Genomic DNA, 14,792 nt, shown 5'->3' with positions numbered 1-14,792 from the left:
GGTCAGCCGCAGTGCTCCCAGTCGCTCTCCCACCACGTGCCGCCGTACGTGCCGCCCCACTTGACGCACTTGCCGGCCGCGTTGACCTTGACCGGCCCGGCGTAGTAGCGGTAGTTGTCCGCGTCCACCTTGCCCTCTCCGCCGTACGGCCAGATCACGGCGCGCACGTACGTGCTGTTGCCCGCCGCGCCCGTCTTCCACGTCACCACGCAGTTGGTGGTTCCGTTGTAGAGCAGGTACGTGACGGCGCTGGATCCATAGGCGTGGCTGTCGATGACGTGGTAGCTGCCGCCGCCGCACGCGCCGATGGGCGTGGACGCCGCGGCGGCCGGGCCGCTCAGGGTCACCGACGCGGCGAGGGCGGTCGCGAGGCCGAGGGAGAGGGTCGCACTCCGCTTGATCATGCGCACTCGGGATTCCTTCGATGTGATCCGATGTGAAGATCAACGATAGGGCACCAATGCGCCGTTAAATCAGGATGTATCGGGCTGGGTGCCGCCGATCGAGGACGCCACCTCCCGCAACGCCGCCAGCACCGGCCGCACCACCGGATGCGAGTCGGCCCCCCGCCGCACGGCCGCGAAGACCCGCCGCTCGGCCGCCCCCTGCGTACGGCACACGACCACCCCGGCGGGAGCCATGTCCCGGAGCGCCAGCCGGGGCACCAGCGCCACCCCGGCCCCCGCCCCGACCAGCGCCACTACGGCGCGGAAGTCGTCGGAGCAGTGGGCGACGTTAGGCGTGAAGCCCGCCTGCTGGCAGGCGAACGTGATCACGTCGTGCACCGGGTTGCCGGGATAGGGCCCGATCCACCGCTCGGCGGACAGCGACACCAGCGTGGCCGAGTCCGCGAGCGGATGGCCCCGGGGCAGCACCAGGTCGAACGGCTCGGCGTACAGCGGCAGCCGGGACAGCCGCCCGTCGGCGGCGTCGGGCGCCCCGCGGTACTCGACCGCGACCGCGAGGTCGGCCGCCGAGTCGAGCAGCATGGCGAGCCCCTGGTCGCCCTCGGCGTCGAGCACCCGCACCTGGATGCCGGGCGCGCTCGCGCGCAGCGCCGCGATCGCGGGGGAGAGCACGGCGCTGATCGCCGTGGCGAAGCAGGCCACGGTCACCTCGCCGGCCTCGCCCGCCGCGTACGCGGCCACGTCGGCACGGGCCCGTTCGAGCTGGGCCAGCACCTCGTTGGCGTGCCCGAGCATGATCCGGCCGACCGCGGTGAGCCGCACGCCGCGCCCGTCGCGGTTGAACAGCCGGTGCCCCACCTCGTGCTCCAGGGCCACGAGCTGCTGCGACACGGCCGACGGCGTGAGGTGCAGCGCGGCCGCCGCGGCGGTGACCGTGCCGTGGTCGGCCACGGCACGGAGCGTGCGCAGCCGCCGCGTGTCTATCACGCAGGTGAGGATACTCAGCTACGTGCGCGTACGAAGGCGTCCACCGCCCGGTCGACGTCTTCCTCGCGGTGCGCGGCCGAGAGCTGCACCCGGATCCGCGCCTGCCCCTGCGGCACCACCGGGTACGAGAACCCGACGACGTAGATCCCGAGGTCGAGCAGCCGCTCGGCCATCGCGCCCGCCTCGGCCGCGTCGCCGATCATGACCGGCACGATCGGGTGGTCGCCGGGCAGGATGTCGAAACCGGCCTCGGTCATCGCGGCGCGGAAGCGGGCGGTGTTGGCGCGCAGCCGCTCACGGGCCTCGCTGGTGGTCTCCAGCAGGTCGAGGATGCGCAGCGAGGCGGCCGCGATGACGGGCGCGAGGGAGTTGGAGAACAGGTAGGGGCGCGAGCGCTGGCGCAGCAGCGCGCAGATCTCCGCGCGGGCCGCGACGTAGCCGCCGCTGGCCCCGCCGAGCGCCTTGCCGAGGGTGCCGGTGATGATGTCCACGCGGTCGGTGACGCCGTGCAGCTCGGGCGTGCCGCGCCCGGTGGGGCCGACGAAGCCGACGGCGTGCGAGTCGTCCACCATGACCATGGCGTCGTAGCGGTCGGCGAGGTCGCAGATCTCGCGCAGCGGGGCGACGTAGCCGTCCATGGAGAAGACGCCGTCGGTGACGATGAGCCGCCGCCGCGCCTCCGACGCCTCCTTCAGCCGGGCCTCCAGCTCGGCCATGTCGCGGTTGGCGTAGCGCAGGCGCTGGGCCTTCGACAGGCGGATGCCGTCGATGATGCTGGCGTGGTTGAGCGCGTCGGAGATGACCGCGTCCTGGGCGTCGAGCAGCGTCTCGAAGACGCCGCCGTTGGCGTCGAAGCACGAGCTGTAGAGGACGGTGTCCTCCATGCCGAGGAACTCCGACAGCCGGGACTCCAGCTCCTTGTGCACCTCCTGCGTGCCGCAGATGAAGCGTACGGAGGCCATGCCGAACCCCCACCGGTCCAGCGCCTCCTTGGCCGCCGCGACCACCTCGGGGTGGTCGGCGAGGCCCAGGTAGTTGTTGGCGCAGAAGTTGAGCACCTCGCGCCCGGCCACGCCGACCTCGGCGCTCTGCGGGGTGGTGATGACCCGCTCGGGCTTGAGCAGCCCGGCCTCGGCGATCTCGTCGAGGGTCGCCCGCAGCTGCCCGCGCACGTTGGTGAACATCAAGCGCTCCAATCCAATATGACCTTGCCGGTACGCCCGCCCGCCGCCGTGTCGAAGGCCGCCTCGAAGTCGCGGTAGTCGAACCTGTGGGTGATGACGGGGGAGAGGTCGAGCCCCTTCTCCAGCAGGACGGACATGTTGTACCAGGTCTCGTACATCTCCCTGCCGTAGATCCCCTTGATGGTGATCATGGAGGTGACGACCGTGGCCCAGTCGATCGCGAACTCCTCGGCGGGCAGCCCGAGCATGGCGATCCTGCCGCCGTGCGTCATGTGCGCGATCATCTCGCGCACCGCCGCCGGGTTGCCGGACATCTCCAGTCCGACGTCGAAGCCCTCGCGCATCTGGAGCCGGCGCATGCCCTCCTCGATGGAGGTGCGGGAGACGTTGAGCGCGAGCGAGACCCCGAGCTTGGTGGCCAGGTCGAGGCGCTCGTCGCTGACGTCGGTGATCATCACGTTGCGCGCGCCGACGTGGGTGGCGACGGCCGCCGCCATCAGGCCGATCGGGCCGGCGCCGGTGATCAGGACGTCCTCGCCGACCAGGGGGAAGGAGAGCGCGGTGTGCACGGCGTTGCCGAACGGGTCGAAGATGGCGGCGATGTCGGGGTGGACCGGGGTGCGGTGCACCCAGACGTTGGTGGCGGGGAGGGTGACGTACTCGGCGAACGCGCCGTCCCTGTTGACCCCGAGGCCGATCGTGTTGCGGCACAGGTGGCGGCGGCCGGCCATGCAGTTGCGGCACTTGCCGCAGACCAGGTGGCCCTCGCCGCTGACGAGGTCGCCGACGGCGACGTCCTCGACGCCGGGCGCCACCTCGACCACGTGGCCGCAGAACTCGTGCCCGGCGACGAGGGGCAGCTTCAGCGTGTGCCTGGCCCAGTCGTCGTACTTGCGGATGTGCAGGTCGGTGCCGCAGATGCCGGTGCGCAGCACGCGGATCTTCACCTCTCCGGGCCCCACCTCGGGCTCCGGGACGTCCACCAGCCACAGACCGGGCTCGGCCTTCTCCTTGACCAGCGCTTTCATGGCCCTCTCTCCCCCTAGGTCGAACCTAACGCACTGTGCCCGGTCCACTCGTGAGGTGTCCATCGAGGACTTCTTAAGTGCCCCCACAGCTCAGCTTCACGCGGGCTCGCGAGCAGGCACAATTACGCAATAGGCTTGAAGATGACGCGATGTGGAGGTCATGTGCGACAGCAGAGCGGCGACGCCTCCCTCCTGCGCAGGCTCAACTCGGCGGCGATCCTGCGCGTGCTGCGCGAGGTGGACGTCGCCACGCTGTCGGAGCTGGCCAGGGCCGTCCGGGTGTCGCGGCCGACGGCCGAGACCATCGTGGACGACCTGGTCGCCGAGGGCTGGGCCGAGGAGTGGACGGAGGACGAGGGCGACCGGCAGCGCGGGCGGCCGGCCCGGCGGTTCAGGTTCCGCGCGGGGGCCGGGCACGTGCTCGGCGTCTCCATCGGCGGCTCCAGCGTGCGGGCCATGGTGGCCGACCTCGCGGGCACGGTGCGGGCCTCCGGCTGCGTGCCCACCCACCGGCACCTGAGCGCGGCCGAGCGGCTGGACGCGGCGACCGCGCTGGCCGCCGAGACCGCCGGCCGGGCGGGCCTGGCGCTGGAGGGCCTGGTGGCCGCCGGCGTCGGCACCACCGGCACCGTGGACGCGGCGGGCCGGGTGGTCAAGAGCGTCGCGCTGGACGACTGGACGGGGCTCGACCTGCGCGGCGAGCTGGCCCGCAGGCTGCCCGTCCCCGTGCTGGTGGACAACGACATGCGCCTCGCGGTGCTGGCCGAGCACTGGCGCGGCGCGGCGCGGGGCCGCTCCGACGTGGTCTACCTGTTCACCGGCGACCGCATCGGCATGGGTTTGCTGGTCGGCGGCCGGCCGCACCGGGGCGCGCACGCGGCCGGGGGCGAGATCGGCTCCCAGCCCAACGACAACTGGACGGCGTTCCGGCACGTCATCGACTACGCGATGGCGGCCGAGCCGGGGGAGCTGCGCTCGATGCGGCAGAGCGCCGACTTCGCGATCGGCCGGGCCCGCGCGGGCGAGGAGCGGGCCGCGACGGCCGTGCGCGAGCTGGCTCGCGGGCTGGCGGCGGGCCTGGTCACCGTGGTCAACCCGCTCGACCCCGAGATGGTGGTCATCGGCGGCGCGCTGGCCTCGGCCGGCGACCTGCTGGTGGAGCCGGCGCGTGAGGTCTTCGAGCGTCACTGCCTCTATCCGCCCGAGGTCGTGGCCTCGGCGCTGGGCGCCGACTGCATCGTGATCGGCGCGGTCCGCCTGGCCCTCGACCACGCCGACCAGCACCTGTTTGCGCTGGATTAAAGCTAGTTGTTTTAATAATTGACCGCTAGCCTGCAGGTCACACAACGCTCGAACGTGGAAGGACTCGTGTGAAAGACCTGCGCATCGGAGTCATCGGTCTCGGCCTGCGGACGAGTCTCGCGCTGCACGCGCACCGTCCCGGCGGCGGATCGGTCGTGGCCGCGCTCTGCGACTCCGACCCCGCGGTGCTCAAGAGCCAGTCGGCCCGCTTCGAGGCCGGCTTCCTCACCGAGGACTACCGCGCGCTCCTCGACCGGCCCGACCTCGACGCCGTCATCGTCAACACCCCCGACGACACCCACGAGCGCATCGCCATCGACTGCCTGGAAGCCGGCAAGGCCGTCTACCTGGAGAAGCCGATGGCGATCACCGTGGAGGGCTGCGACGCCGTCCTGCGCGCCGCCCGCCGCACCGGCACCCGCCTGTACGTCGGCCACAACATGCGCCACATGGGCGTGGTCCGGCTGATGCGCGACATCATCCGCAAGGGCGTCATCGGCGAGCCGAAGACCGTGTGGGTGCGGCACTTCGTCGGCTACGGCGGCGACTACTACTTCAAGGACTGGCACGCCGACCGCACCCGCACCACTGGCCTGCTGCTGCAGAAGGCCGCCCACGACCTCGACGTGATCCACTGGCTGGCCGGCGGCTACACCACCCGGGTCAACGCGCTCGGCGACCTCATGGTCTACGGCGACCTGCCGCGCCGCGCCCCCGGCACCCCGCGTCCGGACGACTGGCTGCGCACGTACGAGTGGCCGCCCACCGCCCGCCGCGACCTGCACCACGTCGTGGACGTCGAGGACGTCTCCGTGATGAACATGCGCCTGGACAACGGCGTCATCGCCGCCTACCAGCAGTGCCACTTCTCGCCCGACTACGTGCGCAACTACACCGTCATCGGCACCGAGGGGCGGCTGGAGAACTTCGGCGACGGGCCCGGCGACACGGTCAAGGTCTGGAACACCGGGCCGACCGGCTACCGGGACGACTGCGACATCGCGTACAAGGTGCCGCTGGCCGAGGGGTCGCACGGCGGGGCGGACGCCGAGATCATCGGCGAGTTCCGCAGGTTCGTCCAGGAGGGCGGGGCCACCGACACCTCGCCGGTGGCGGCGCGGATGAGCGTGGCGGCCGGCTACATGGCGACGATGTCGCTGCGCGACGGCGGCATGCCGTACGACGTGCCGCCGCTCGATCCGGACCTGGCCGCGTACTTCGCGGGCGGGCAGGCGTGAGCCACGACGGCCCGGCCCCGCGAGGGGACCGGGCCGGTGCGCCAGGGGCTCAGCGCTCGGCCTCCTTGGGCTGCGGGTCGAGGTCGGGGAAGGGGGACGGCTCCTGCATGGCCTGGGTGAGCTGGCGCGGGCCCTTGGGGTCGGCCTCCTGGGCGTCGGCGACGGCCTCGGCCGCGGCCTCCGCCGCGCGGGCGGCGTCCTCGTCGGCCGCCGAGTGCTCCGGAGCCACCTCCTCGCGGGTGGCCGCCGAACGCGGCAGCGCCTCGGTGAACGCCTTCGACACGCCCGTCAGCGCCGAGGTGACCTCGCTCGGGATCACCCAGAACGTGTTGCCCTGACCCTGGGCGAGCTGCGGCAGCACCTGGAGGTACTGGTAGGCGAGCAGCTTGGGGTCGGGGTCGTTGCGGTGCACGGCCTGGAAGACCTGGTCGATGGCGCGCGACTGGCCCTCGGCCTCCAGGATCGCCGCGGCCCTGGTGCCCTCGGCGCGCAGGATGCGGCTCTGCTTGTCGCCCTCGGCCGTGAGGATCTGCGACTGGCGCTGGCCCTCGGCGGTCAGGATCGCGGCCCGCTTGTCGCGCTCGGCCCGCATCTGCTTCTCCATCGCGTCCTTGATGGTCTTGGGCGGGTCGATCGCCTTGATCTCGACGCGGTTGACGCGGATGCCCCACTTGCCGGTGGCCTCGTCGAGCACCCCGCGCAACTGGCTGTTGATGGTGTCGCGCGAGGTCAGCGTCTTCTCCAGGTCCATCGAGCCGACGACGTTGCGCAGCGTGGTGACGGTGAGCTGCTCGACGGCCTGGATGTAGTTGGCGATCTCGTACGCCGCCGCCCGCGGGTCGGTGACCTGGAAGTAGAGCACCGTGTCGATCTCGACGACCAGGTTGTCCTCGGTGATGACCGGCTGCGGGCGGAACGAGACGACCTGCTCCCGCAGATCGATCATGGCGTAGACGCGGTCGATGTACGGGATGACGAAGTTGAGCCCGGGTTTGAGCGTGCGGTGGTAACGGCCGAGCCGCTCGACGTTGCGGGCCCGGGCCTGCGGCACGATCCGTACGGCTCTGAGCACGGTGAAGACGGCGAACAGGATGACGAAGATGCCGACCATCAAGAGCGGATCCATGCCTACTCCCGGGGATATACGAGGGCGGTCGCGCCCTCGATCTCGATGATGTCTACGGTCGCGCCCGCGGGGATCACGAGTGTCTCGTCGTAGGCACGTGCCGACCACTCCTCGCCCCCGACGCGGATCCGCCCCTCACGCCCGGTGACCTCCGAGACCGTGTACGCAGGCTTGCCGACGAGGGCTTCCACGCCGAACCGCTGGAGCTGCGGCTGCTTGATGTGCCGCAGGGCGAGCGGCCTGACGACGAGGAGACCGGCCGCGGAGGCGGCGGCGAAGAATATTAACTGCAGCGGGACGGGCAGGCCGATGGCCGCGGTCGCGGCGGTGAGGAGGGCCGCCGCGCCGAGCAGCCCGAGAGCCGCCGTGAAGGTGAAAAGCTCCGCCACGCCGAGGACGACTGCGAGGATTACCCAGATGACCCATTCATCCATGTCCGGCCCTCCTGTAAGAACAACGGGCCCGTGCCGCGGGTGGTTCCCCCCTCTTCTAACCTAGCCCCGGAGTCAACCCCGGCGGCACCCTCTCACCTGCGGCGTCGGCGGCCCGCAGGGCGCTCCCCTCGATCCACCTCTCCCAGGTGAGCTGCCAGAAACCCCACCCGTTGTCCCACGCGAGCTCGCGCCCGGTGCCGGTGATCGTGACGGGATCGCCGCGCAGCGAGCTCGCGTAGAACCAGGCGGCCTGGTCGGGGCGGGCGTTGAGGCAGCCGTGGCTGACGTTGCGGCGGCCCTGGGCCCACACGTTGTCCTTGGCGTGGATGTACTCGCCGCTGTCGGAGATGCGTACGGCGTGCTCGATGAGCAGGTCGTAGAAGCCGGGGTCGCCCTTCTCGCGGCCGGGGGAGATCATGCGGACCGGGTCGCCCTTGTCCATGGTGAGGTGCACGCCGCTGGTCGTGGTGTATTCGCGGGTGGTGGCCATGCCGGCGCTGATCGCCATGCGCTGGGCGGTGCGGCCGTCGCGCTCGACCGTCATCCGGTGGGTGCGGGTGTCGACCACGCTGGTCTGGGCGCGGCCGACGGTGAAGGCGAAGGTGGAGTCGACGGCTCCGTGCACGCCGTCGGCCGCGTGCACCCCGGCCAGGTGCGCGGTGACGGTGACCCGCTGCCTGGGCGTCCAGAAGCGGCGCGTGCGGTAGATGACGCGGGTGTCGCCGGCCCAGTGCCAGGCGCCCTCGGCGGGATGCCCGGACCTGACCTCAAGGGCCCGCTCGACGGCCGCCTTGTCCTCGATCGGGCGGTCGAAGTCGAGGATGACCGGCATGCCGACGCCGACCGTCTCGCCGGGCAGCGGCGCGGTGGCCGCGAGCCCGAAGGTCTCCTGGGCGGGACGGGTGCGGAAACGGCCGGCCAGCACGGTGGCGGGGCCGCCCGGCGAGGTGGCGGTGGCGGCCACGGTGTATTCGGCGCCGGGCTTCAGCGTCCAGTCCGAGCGCCAGACGCGGCGCTCGGCGTCGAGCCGGCCGGGCACCGGCTCGCCGCCGGTGAGCGCCGCCACCTCGCTCAGCGTGCCGCCCGTCGCCCTGATCACCAGGCCGCGGCCCGGCCGGGCGCGGACGCTGTCGAGGGCCGGCGCGATCTTCACGACCGGCGGGGCGGCGGGCGTCTCCGCGGTGACCGGCCCGCAGCCGCACGCCACGGACATCGCCGCCATGGCGCAGACCAGGAGGAAGGCGACACGAAGCGTCGCGGCACGCCGCATGAGAGATGACTCCTGCTGTCCGGGAGAAGGGGTCCCCCAAGATTAGCGGGGAGTCACTGATCAAGCACCTTGAGTGACATTCAGGGCCTGTACGACAGTTCCGGAAACCTCCCCCAAGGTCACGTCGCCGGCCGTCGCCCTGATCGTCACCGTGTCGCCGTCCTCCAGGAACGTGCGCGTCTCGCCGCTGCCGAGCTTGATCGGGTCGGCGCCGTTCCAGGTCAGCTCGATGAACGAGCCGCGCTGGCCGCGCTCGGGACCCGAGATCGTGCCGCTGGCGAACAGGTCGCCGGTGCGCAGCGACGCACCGTTCACGGTCAGGTGCGCGAGCATCTGGTCGGGCGTCCAGTACATCTCCGCGTAAGGGGGCCGGGCCACGACCTCGCCGTTGAGCAGGATCTCGACCGCGATGTCCAGCCCCCAGTCCGCCTTCCTGCGCAGGTAGGGCAGCGGCTCGGGGTCCTGCGCCCGACCTGGGATCCGGGGCAGCGCCTCCAGCGGCGTCACCCACGGCGAGACCGACGTGGCGAACGACTTGGCCAGGAACGGCCCGAGCGGGCGGTACTCCCACGACTGGATGTCGCGCGCGCTCCAGTCGTTGACCAGCGTCACCCCGAACACGTGGTCCTCGAACTCGCCGGCCGGCGTGCCCATCTCCGTCGGCACCCCGACCACGAACCCCAGCTCGGCCTCGACGTCCAGCTTCCCGCACGGCCCGAACCGGCCCGCGCCGAGCTGCCCCTGAGGCCGGCGCACCGGCGTGCCGGACACCACGACCGTGCCCGACCTGCCGTGGTAGCCGACCGGCAGGTGCCGCCAGTTGGGCATCAGCGGCTCGTCGTCCGGCCGGAACATCCGCCCGACGTTGCTCGCGTGCTCCAGCGAGCAGTAGAAGTCGACGTAGTCGGCCACCTCGACGGGCATGTGCAGCTCGACCTGCGCCAGGGGGACCAGGTGGCGCTCGACGACCGACAGGTCGCTCGTCAGCTTCTCCTGGATGAGCGCCCGGGTGTCCCGCCAGGCCGCGCGGCCCCGCGCCATGAACGGGTTGAGCGACGGCGCGGCGAACACCTCGTCGTGCAGCGCGGCGGTCAGGTCGAGCACCCTGTCGCCGTAGCGCACCCCGACGCGGGGCTCCTGCCCCGGCAGGGAGAAGACGCCGTACGGCAGGTTGTCGATGCCCCAGCTCACTGATCCTCCTCGATCAGGCCCAGCGTACGCAGGTCCTCCAAAGGCGTGTGGGTGGCGCAGGAGCCGTAGCTCACCAGCAGCCGCCGCGCCCGCGCCGCGATCTCCTCGGGCACCGCCCGCGCCATCCGCACGAGCTGCCCCACGTCGGTCATGCGCAGGGCGTGCGCGGGATCGCGCCCCTGCACGGCCTCGCAGACGGCCAGCAGCAGGTTGAGGAACCCGTGCCGGTCCACGCCGAGTGAGGGGTCGAAGTGCCGCACCGCGTGGTGCAGCCCCGCGGTGGCCTTGAACGGCACCCCGTGGTCCACGCACGACCTGATGAACGCCGCCAGCGGCTCCACCGCCGGGAACGCGTCGGCCGTCAGCCCGCCGCAGCGCACCTTGAGCCCCGTGCCCTCGGGCACGTCGATCGCCAGCTTGCGCGGCTGGACCTCGGCGAACAGCCGGACCCCCAGGGGCAGCCGGAGCCGCGCGGCGAGCGCCTCGACGGTCTCGCCCTCCGGCAGCGGCGTCTCGACCAGGTCGATCGGCAGGTCGCCGAAGTCGGGCAGCTCCTCGGTGTCGAGGATCAGCCCGATGCGCTCCGGCCGGAAGTCCTGGCCGCGCAGCCGGTCGAGACGGCCGGCCGGGCACAGGAAGCGGTTGGTGAGCACCGGGTTGCCGCTCTCCAGGTCGCGCCGGTTGCGGGCGAGCGCCTCCTCCATGTGCAGGGACGTCGGCGGGAACAGCCCGGCGTCGTCCACGAGCGCGGCGTACAGGGTGGCGCTCATCGGGCCCACGTCCAGGCGTAGCCGGAGTCCTCGCAGGACAGGGCGGCCGGGCCGAGGTCGAGCGGGCGGAAGGTGTCGACCATGACGGCCATCTCGCTGGTGGTCGTCACGCCGTTCGCCACCGCCTCGACGACCGCCTCGACCGCGCCGGGCTGCGGCCCGTGCGTGAACCCGGCCGGGTGCAGCGACACCGAGCCGACGTCGATGCCCGAGCCCCTGCGGGCGGAGTAGTCGCCGCCCACGTAGAACATGAACTCGTCGGAGTCCACGTTGTGGTGGTTGTACGGGATCGGCACGGCCTCGGGGTGGAAGTCCAGCGGCCGGGGGCAGAACGAGCACACCACGAACCCCGGCCCCTCGAACGTCTGGTGCACCGGCGGCGGCGCGTGCGTCTTCTTCACCACCGGCTCGAAGTCCTCGATGTTGAACGCGTAGGGGTAGAGGCAGCCGTCCCAGCCCACCACGTCGAACGGGTGGTCGCGGTATACCAGCCGGGTCAGCCCGCCGCGCGTGCGCACCAGCACCGGCACCTCCTCGCCCTCGGCGAGCAGCGGCTCGGAGGGGGCGCGCAGGTCGCGCTCGCAGTAGGGCGCGTGCTCCAGGAACTGGCCGTACTGCGACAGATAGCGCTTGGGCGGCCTGATGTGCCCGGACGCCTCGATGGCCAGCACGTTGACCTGGCCGTCCGGCACCCAGCGGTGGATGGTGCCGGTCGGGATGACGACGTAGTCGCCCTCGCCGGCCTCGATCACGCCGTAGGTGGACTCGAAGCGCACCCGGCCGCGCTGGACGTAGACGCACTCGTCGCCCATGGAGTTGCGGTAGAGCTCGCTCGGGCGGTCGCTGGTCGCGTACGACAAGCGGACGTCGCCGTTGCCCGCCAGCAGCATGCGCCCGCCCACCAGGTCGCCCGCGCTGTCCAGCTCCTGCGTGCGGAAGTGGCGCGGCGACAGCGGCAGGTTGGGCTCAAGCCGCGTCCCGGCGACCGGCTCGACGGCCTCGGCCTTGACGATCGCGGTCGGCAGGTGGCGGTGGTAGAGCAGCGAGGAGTCGGACGAGAAGCCCTCCTCGCCCATCAGCTCCTCGGCGTAGAGCCCGCCGTCCGGCCGCCTGAACTGCACGTGCCGCTTGCGCGGCACCTCTCCCACGACCCGGTAGTACGGCATACCGGCCCCTCCCAAGCTGTCCTGTTATCGGACGCAAGTGTCCTCTATGTGTACTAACCGTCCGTCATGTGCCCGAGGATGTCAACCCAGCGCGGCCGACAGCTCGGCCGCCGCCGCCACCACGCGCGCCCCCGCGCGCTCGTCCAGAGGCCCGAACGTCACCACCCCCACCGACGCCTCCAGCCACGGCAGCCCGGTCACCGGCGCGGCGACGCCCCGGGCTCCTTCCTGCAACTGCCCCTCAGAGACGAAGTAGTCGCCGCGCCCCTCGCGCAGCGCCAGGATCGCCTGCCCCGCCGCGCCCCTGGTCAGCGGATGCCGGGAGCCCTCCCGGTAGGCCACGTGCATGTCGGTCCACGACGGCTCCACCACCGCCACGGCGAGGCCGTCGTCCCCCTCGGCCACGGTCAGGTGCGCGGTCGCGCCCACCTCCTCGGCCAGCCGCCGCAGGGTCGGCACCGCCGCCGCCCGCAGCAGCGGCTGCACCGCCTGCGCCAGCACCAGCACCCCGAACCCCAGATGCACCCGCCCATCAGCGTCACGGCGGACGAACCCCTCCGCCATCAGGGCCGTCAGCAGCCGGTAGACCACCGGCCGGCTCAGCCGCAGCTCACCCGCCAGCTCCGTCGGCGTGCGCCCGGCCTTGCCGTCGGCGAGCAGTCGCAGCAGGCGAAGCCCGCGTTCCAAGGTCTGTACGGATTCAGCGGCCATCTCCCCATTATCTGGTGACGCTGCGCCGCGAAAGGGGTACGTACGGGAAGCAGCGGAACCGGGGGGTGCACGTGCGGCAAAGGTGGGTCTTCCTGCTGGCCGGGATGGCCGTGTGCGGGCTGTCCGCCACGGTGCCGTCGCTGACCGAGCCGATCGCGCCCGTCGAGCTGATGGCCCGGGAGACTCCCTACCACCGCCCCGAGGGCGAGCTGGTCGAGGACACCTTCTACGTCACCGAGGGCATCGAGGTCGCCCAGCAGCTCCTGCCCACCGCCAAGGGCGTCTCCGTCCGTCCGGCCTACCTCGCCGTCGGCGTCAGCGTGGACGAGGGCGGGCGCCTCCACGGCAAGCCCGCCCGCGTCGGCACCTACGTCGCTCCCGTCCAGATCTGTTCCGGCTCGTCCTGCCGGGAGACGCGGGTGACCCTGGTGGTGCTCGGCAACGTCCCCTGGACGCCGCGCGACCTGATCTTCCCCGGCAAGGCCGGGGTGCCGCTGAACGGCGAGATCGGGATCAACGGCGGCCCGCCCGGCGTGCTCCCCACCTTCACCGTCACCGACCACGGCAGGCTGCCCGAGGGCGTCTCCATCGGCCCCGACGGGCACGTCGGCGGCGTCCCAGCGAAGGCCGGCATCTCGGAGGTGCCGGTGCGGATCTGCGTGGCGGGCAACTGCGCGGGCGTGGTGGTCCGGCTCATCATCGAGTGACGGGCTCGACCGGCTCGACCGGCGCGCGCAGGTTCCGCACGCCGGGGGCCAGCAGCGCGCCCAGTGTGCACACCACGATGATCGCGGCGCAGGCCAGCAGCGACGTCTCCGCCCCGAACGCGTCCGCCGCGCCTCCGGCCAGCAGCAGCCCGAGCGGCCCGAACATGAGCGAGCCGAGCATGTCGTACGAGCTGACCCGCGACAGCGCCTCGGGCGGCACCTCCCGCTGCATCGTGGTCTGCCAGAGCACGCCGAAGACGTCGAAGCACACCCCGAGCACGAACGCCGCGGCCACGGCCGCCCAGAGCGGCGCGTCGCTGCCGAGCAGCAGGTACGGCAGCGCCACCGGCAGGCACAGCAGCACCCCCACCAGGATCGGCCGCCGGGGCCGCAGCCGGATCGACACCAGCACCCCGGCGATCATCCCGACGGCCTCGGCCGCGAGGAACGCCGACCAGGCCGCCGGCCCCCCGAGGCGATCCTTGAACAGCAGCGGCCCGAGCACGCCGTGCCCCGCCTCGAACGCCATGATCAGCAGCGAGAACTGCGCCACGACCACCCAGAGCCACTGCCGGCTGCGGAACTCCCGCCAGCCGTCCCGCAGGTCCTTCAGCACCGAGTGCCGCTCGCCCGGCGGGCGCTCGATCCGGTCGAAGCGCATGAGCGCGACGAGCACGCCCGCGCCGCCGAACATCGCCCCGCTGGCCACCAGCGCCCAGCCGCCGCCGAACAGCGTCACCGTGCCGCCGCCGAGCACCGCCCCGCCGACGCGGGAGGCGTTCGCGCCGAGGCCGAGCAGCGCGTTGCCGGACTGCAGCCGGTCGGGCGGCACGACGTCGGGGATGATCCCGGTGAGCGCGGGCAGCGCGAGCGACGTGGCGATGCCGGTGAGCGCCGCGGCCGTCATCAGCGCGGGCATCGGCGTCCAGCCGGTGAGCATCATGGCGCCGATCGCGAAGTAGCCGGCGGAGGCCAGGAACTCGCCGGTCATCATGACCTGCTGGCGCGGCAGCCGGTCGGCGACGACCCCGCCCACCAGCATGAACGCGATCATGGGCACCGAGGCCGCGGCGAGGACCATCGACAGTGTTCCGGCGCTCGCCCCGGGCAGTTCGAGCACGCCGAACGCCAGCGCCACCGGGGCGAAGGCGCTGCCGAGGACGGAGATGGTCCGCCCGGACAACAGCAGCGCGAAGCGGCGATCCCGGAGCAGGCCGAGATCGCGTGCGTAGTCGTGCACCAAGAACCCCCTACAAAACGGTCAAAGCCTG

At 72.2% G+C, this 14,792-nt stretch carries 15 protein-coding genes; 3 read left to right on the top strand and 12 right to left on the bottom strand.

Annotated elements, in window-relative coordinates; all coding sequences use genetic code 11:
* Positions 1-2: 2 nt before the first annotated feature.
* The 4 genes from ABD292_RS25930 to tdh all read right to left on the bottom strand — a co-directional run bounded on the left by ABD292_RS25930 (position 3) and on the right by tdh (position 3,606).
* A complete protein-coding gene (locus ABD292_RS25930; protein WP_344211574.1) occupies positions 3-404 on the bottom strand; it encodes a hypothetical protein in 402 nt (133 codons plus the stop codon).
* 69 nt (positions 405-473) lie between these two features.
* Positions 474-1,394 carry a LysR family transcriptional regulator gene (locus ABD292_RS25925; RefSeq protein WP_344211572.1) on the bottom strand — a complete coding sequence of 307 codons (921 nt, stop codon included), beginning with the start codon at positions 1,392-1,394 and terminating at the stop codon, positions 474-476.
* Between the two features lie 14 nt (positions 1,395-1,408).
* Positions 1,409-2,578, bottom strand: a complete 1,170-nt coding sequence (locus ABD292_RS25920; RefSeq protein ID WP_344211570.1) for a glycine C-acetyltransferase — start codon at positions 2,576-2,578, stop codon at positions 1,409-1,411.
* A complete protein-coding gene (tdh, locus tag ABD292_RS25915) occupies positions 2,578-3,606 on the bottom strand; it encodes an L-threonine 3-dehydrogenase (RefSeq protein ID WP_344211568.1) in 1,029 nt (342 codons plus the stop codon). The genes ABD292_RS25920 and tdh overlap by 1 nt, the downstream gene beginning before the upstream one ends.
* 162 nt (positions 3,607-3,768) lie before the next feature.
* On the opposite strand from tdh, the gene ABD292_RS25910 reads away from it, so the two are divergent.
* Both ABD292_RS25910 and ABD292_RS25905 read left to right on the top strand, forming a co-directional pair.
* Entirely contained in the window at positions 3,769-4,908 is a 1,140-nt protein-coding gene (locus ABD292_RS25910) for an ROK family transcriptional regulator (RefSeq protein ID WP_344211566.1), read from the top strand.
* Positions 4,909-4,976: 68 nt separating this feature from the next.
* A complete protein-coding gene (locus ABD292_RS25905; protein WP_344211564.1) occupies positions 4,977-6,146 on the top strand; it encodes a Gfo/Idh/MocA family protein in 1,170 nt (389 codons plus the stop codon).
* Positions 6,147-6,195: 49 nt separating this feature from the next.
* Here ABD292_RS25905 and ABD292_RS25900 read toward each other — a convergent pair whose 3' ends face one another.
* The 7 genes from ABD292_RS25900 to ABD292_RS25870 form a co-directional block, all read right to left on the bottom strand.
* Complete coding sequence (locus ABD292_RS25900) at positions 6,196-7,272, bottom strand: SPFH domain-containing protein (RefSeq protein ID WP_344211562.1); 1,077 nt, start codon at positions 7,270-7,272, stop codon at positions 6,196-6,198.
* Positions 7,273-7,274: 2 nt separating this feature from the next.
* On the bottom strand, positions 7,275-7,706 hold the full coding sequence (locus ABD292_RS25895) for an NfeD family protein (protein WP_344211560.1): 432 nt from the start codon (positions 7,704-7,706) through the stop codon (positions 7,275-7,277).
* 55 nt (positions 7,707-7,761) lie between these two features.
* Positions 7,762-8,976 carry a L,D-transpeptidase gene (locus ABD292_RS25890; protein WP_344211558.1) on the bottom strand — a complete coding sequence of 405 codons (1,215 nt, stop codon included), beginning with the start codon at positions 8,974-8,976 and terminating at the stop codon, positions 7,762-7,764.
* Between the two features lie 60 nt (positions 8,977-9,036).
* Entirely contained in the window at positions 9,037-10,167 is a 1,131-nt protein-coding gene (gene fahA / locus ABD292_RS25885; RefSeq protein WP_344211556.1) for a fumarylacetoacetase, read from the bottom strand.
* Complete coding sequence (locus ABD292_RS25880; RefSeq protein WP_344211554.1) at positions 10,164-10,937, bottom strand: hypothetical protein; 774 nt, start codon at positions 10,935-10,937, stop codon at positions 10,164-10,166. Before ABD292_RS25880 ends, fahA begins: the two co-directional genes overlap by 4 nt.
* Positions 10,934-12,103: a homogentisate 1,2-dioxygenase gene (locus tag ABD292_RS25875; RefSeq protein WP_344211552.1), complete on the bottom strand. Its 1,170-nt coding sequence runs from the start codon at positions 12,101-12,103 to the stop codon at positions 10,934-10,936. Before ABD292_RS25875 ends, ABD292_RS25880 begins: the two co-directional genes overlap by 4 nt.
* A gap of 81 nt (positions 12,104-12,184) precedes the next feature.
* A complete protein-coding gene (locus ABD292_RS25870; RefSeq protein WP_344211550.1) occupies positions 12,185-12,814 on the bottom strand; it encodes an IclR family transcriptional regulator in 630 nt (209 codons plus the stop codon).
* A gap of 71 nt (positions 12,815-12,885) precedes the next feature.
* Here ABD292_RS25870 and ABD292_RS25865 point away from each other — a divergent pair, with 71 nt between their 5' ends.
* Positions 12,886-13,521, top strand: a complete 636-nt coding sequence (locus ABD292_RS25865; RefSeq protein ID WP_344211548.1) for a hypothetical protein — start codon at positions 12,886-12,888, stop codon at positions 13,519-13,521.
* On the opposite strand, the gene ABD292_RS25860 is transcribed toward ABD292_RS25865, so the two are convergent.
* Positions 13,511-14,761 carry an MFS transporter gene (locus tag ABD292_RS25860; protein ID WP_344211546.1) on the bottom strand — a complete coding sequence of 417 codons (1,251 nt, stop codon included), beginning with the start codon at positions 14,759-14,761 and terminating at the stop codon, positions 13,511-13,513. The genes ABD292_RS25865 and ABD292_RS25860 overlap by 11 nt on opposite strands.
* Positions 14,762-14,792 lie beyond the last annotated feature (31 nt).

This window comes from Nonomuraea bangladeshensis (assembly GCF_039529455.1).
In the GTDB taxonomy this organism is placed as follows: Bacteria; Actinomycetota; Actinomycetes; order Streptosporangiales; family Streptosporangiaceae; genus Nonomuraea; species Nonomuraea bangladeshensis.
This window is presented reverse-complemented; position numbering and strand designations above follow the sequence as displayed.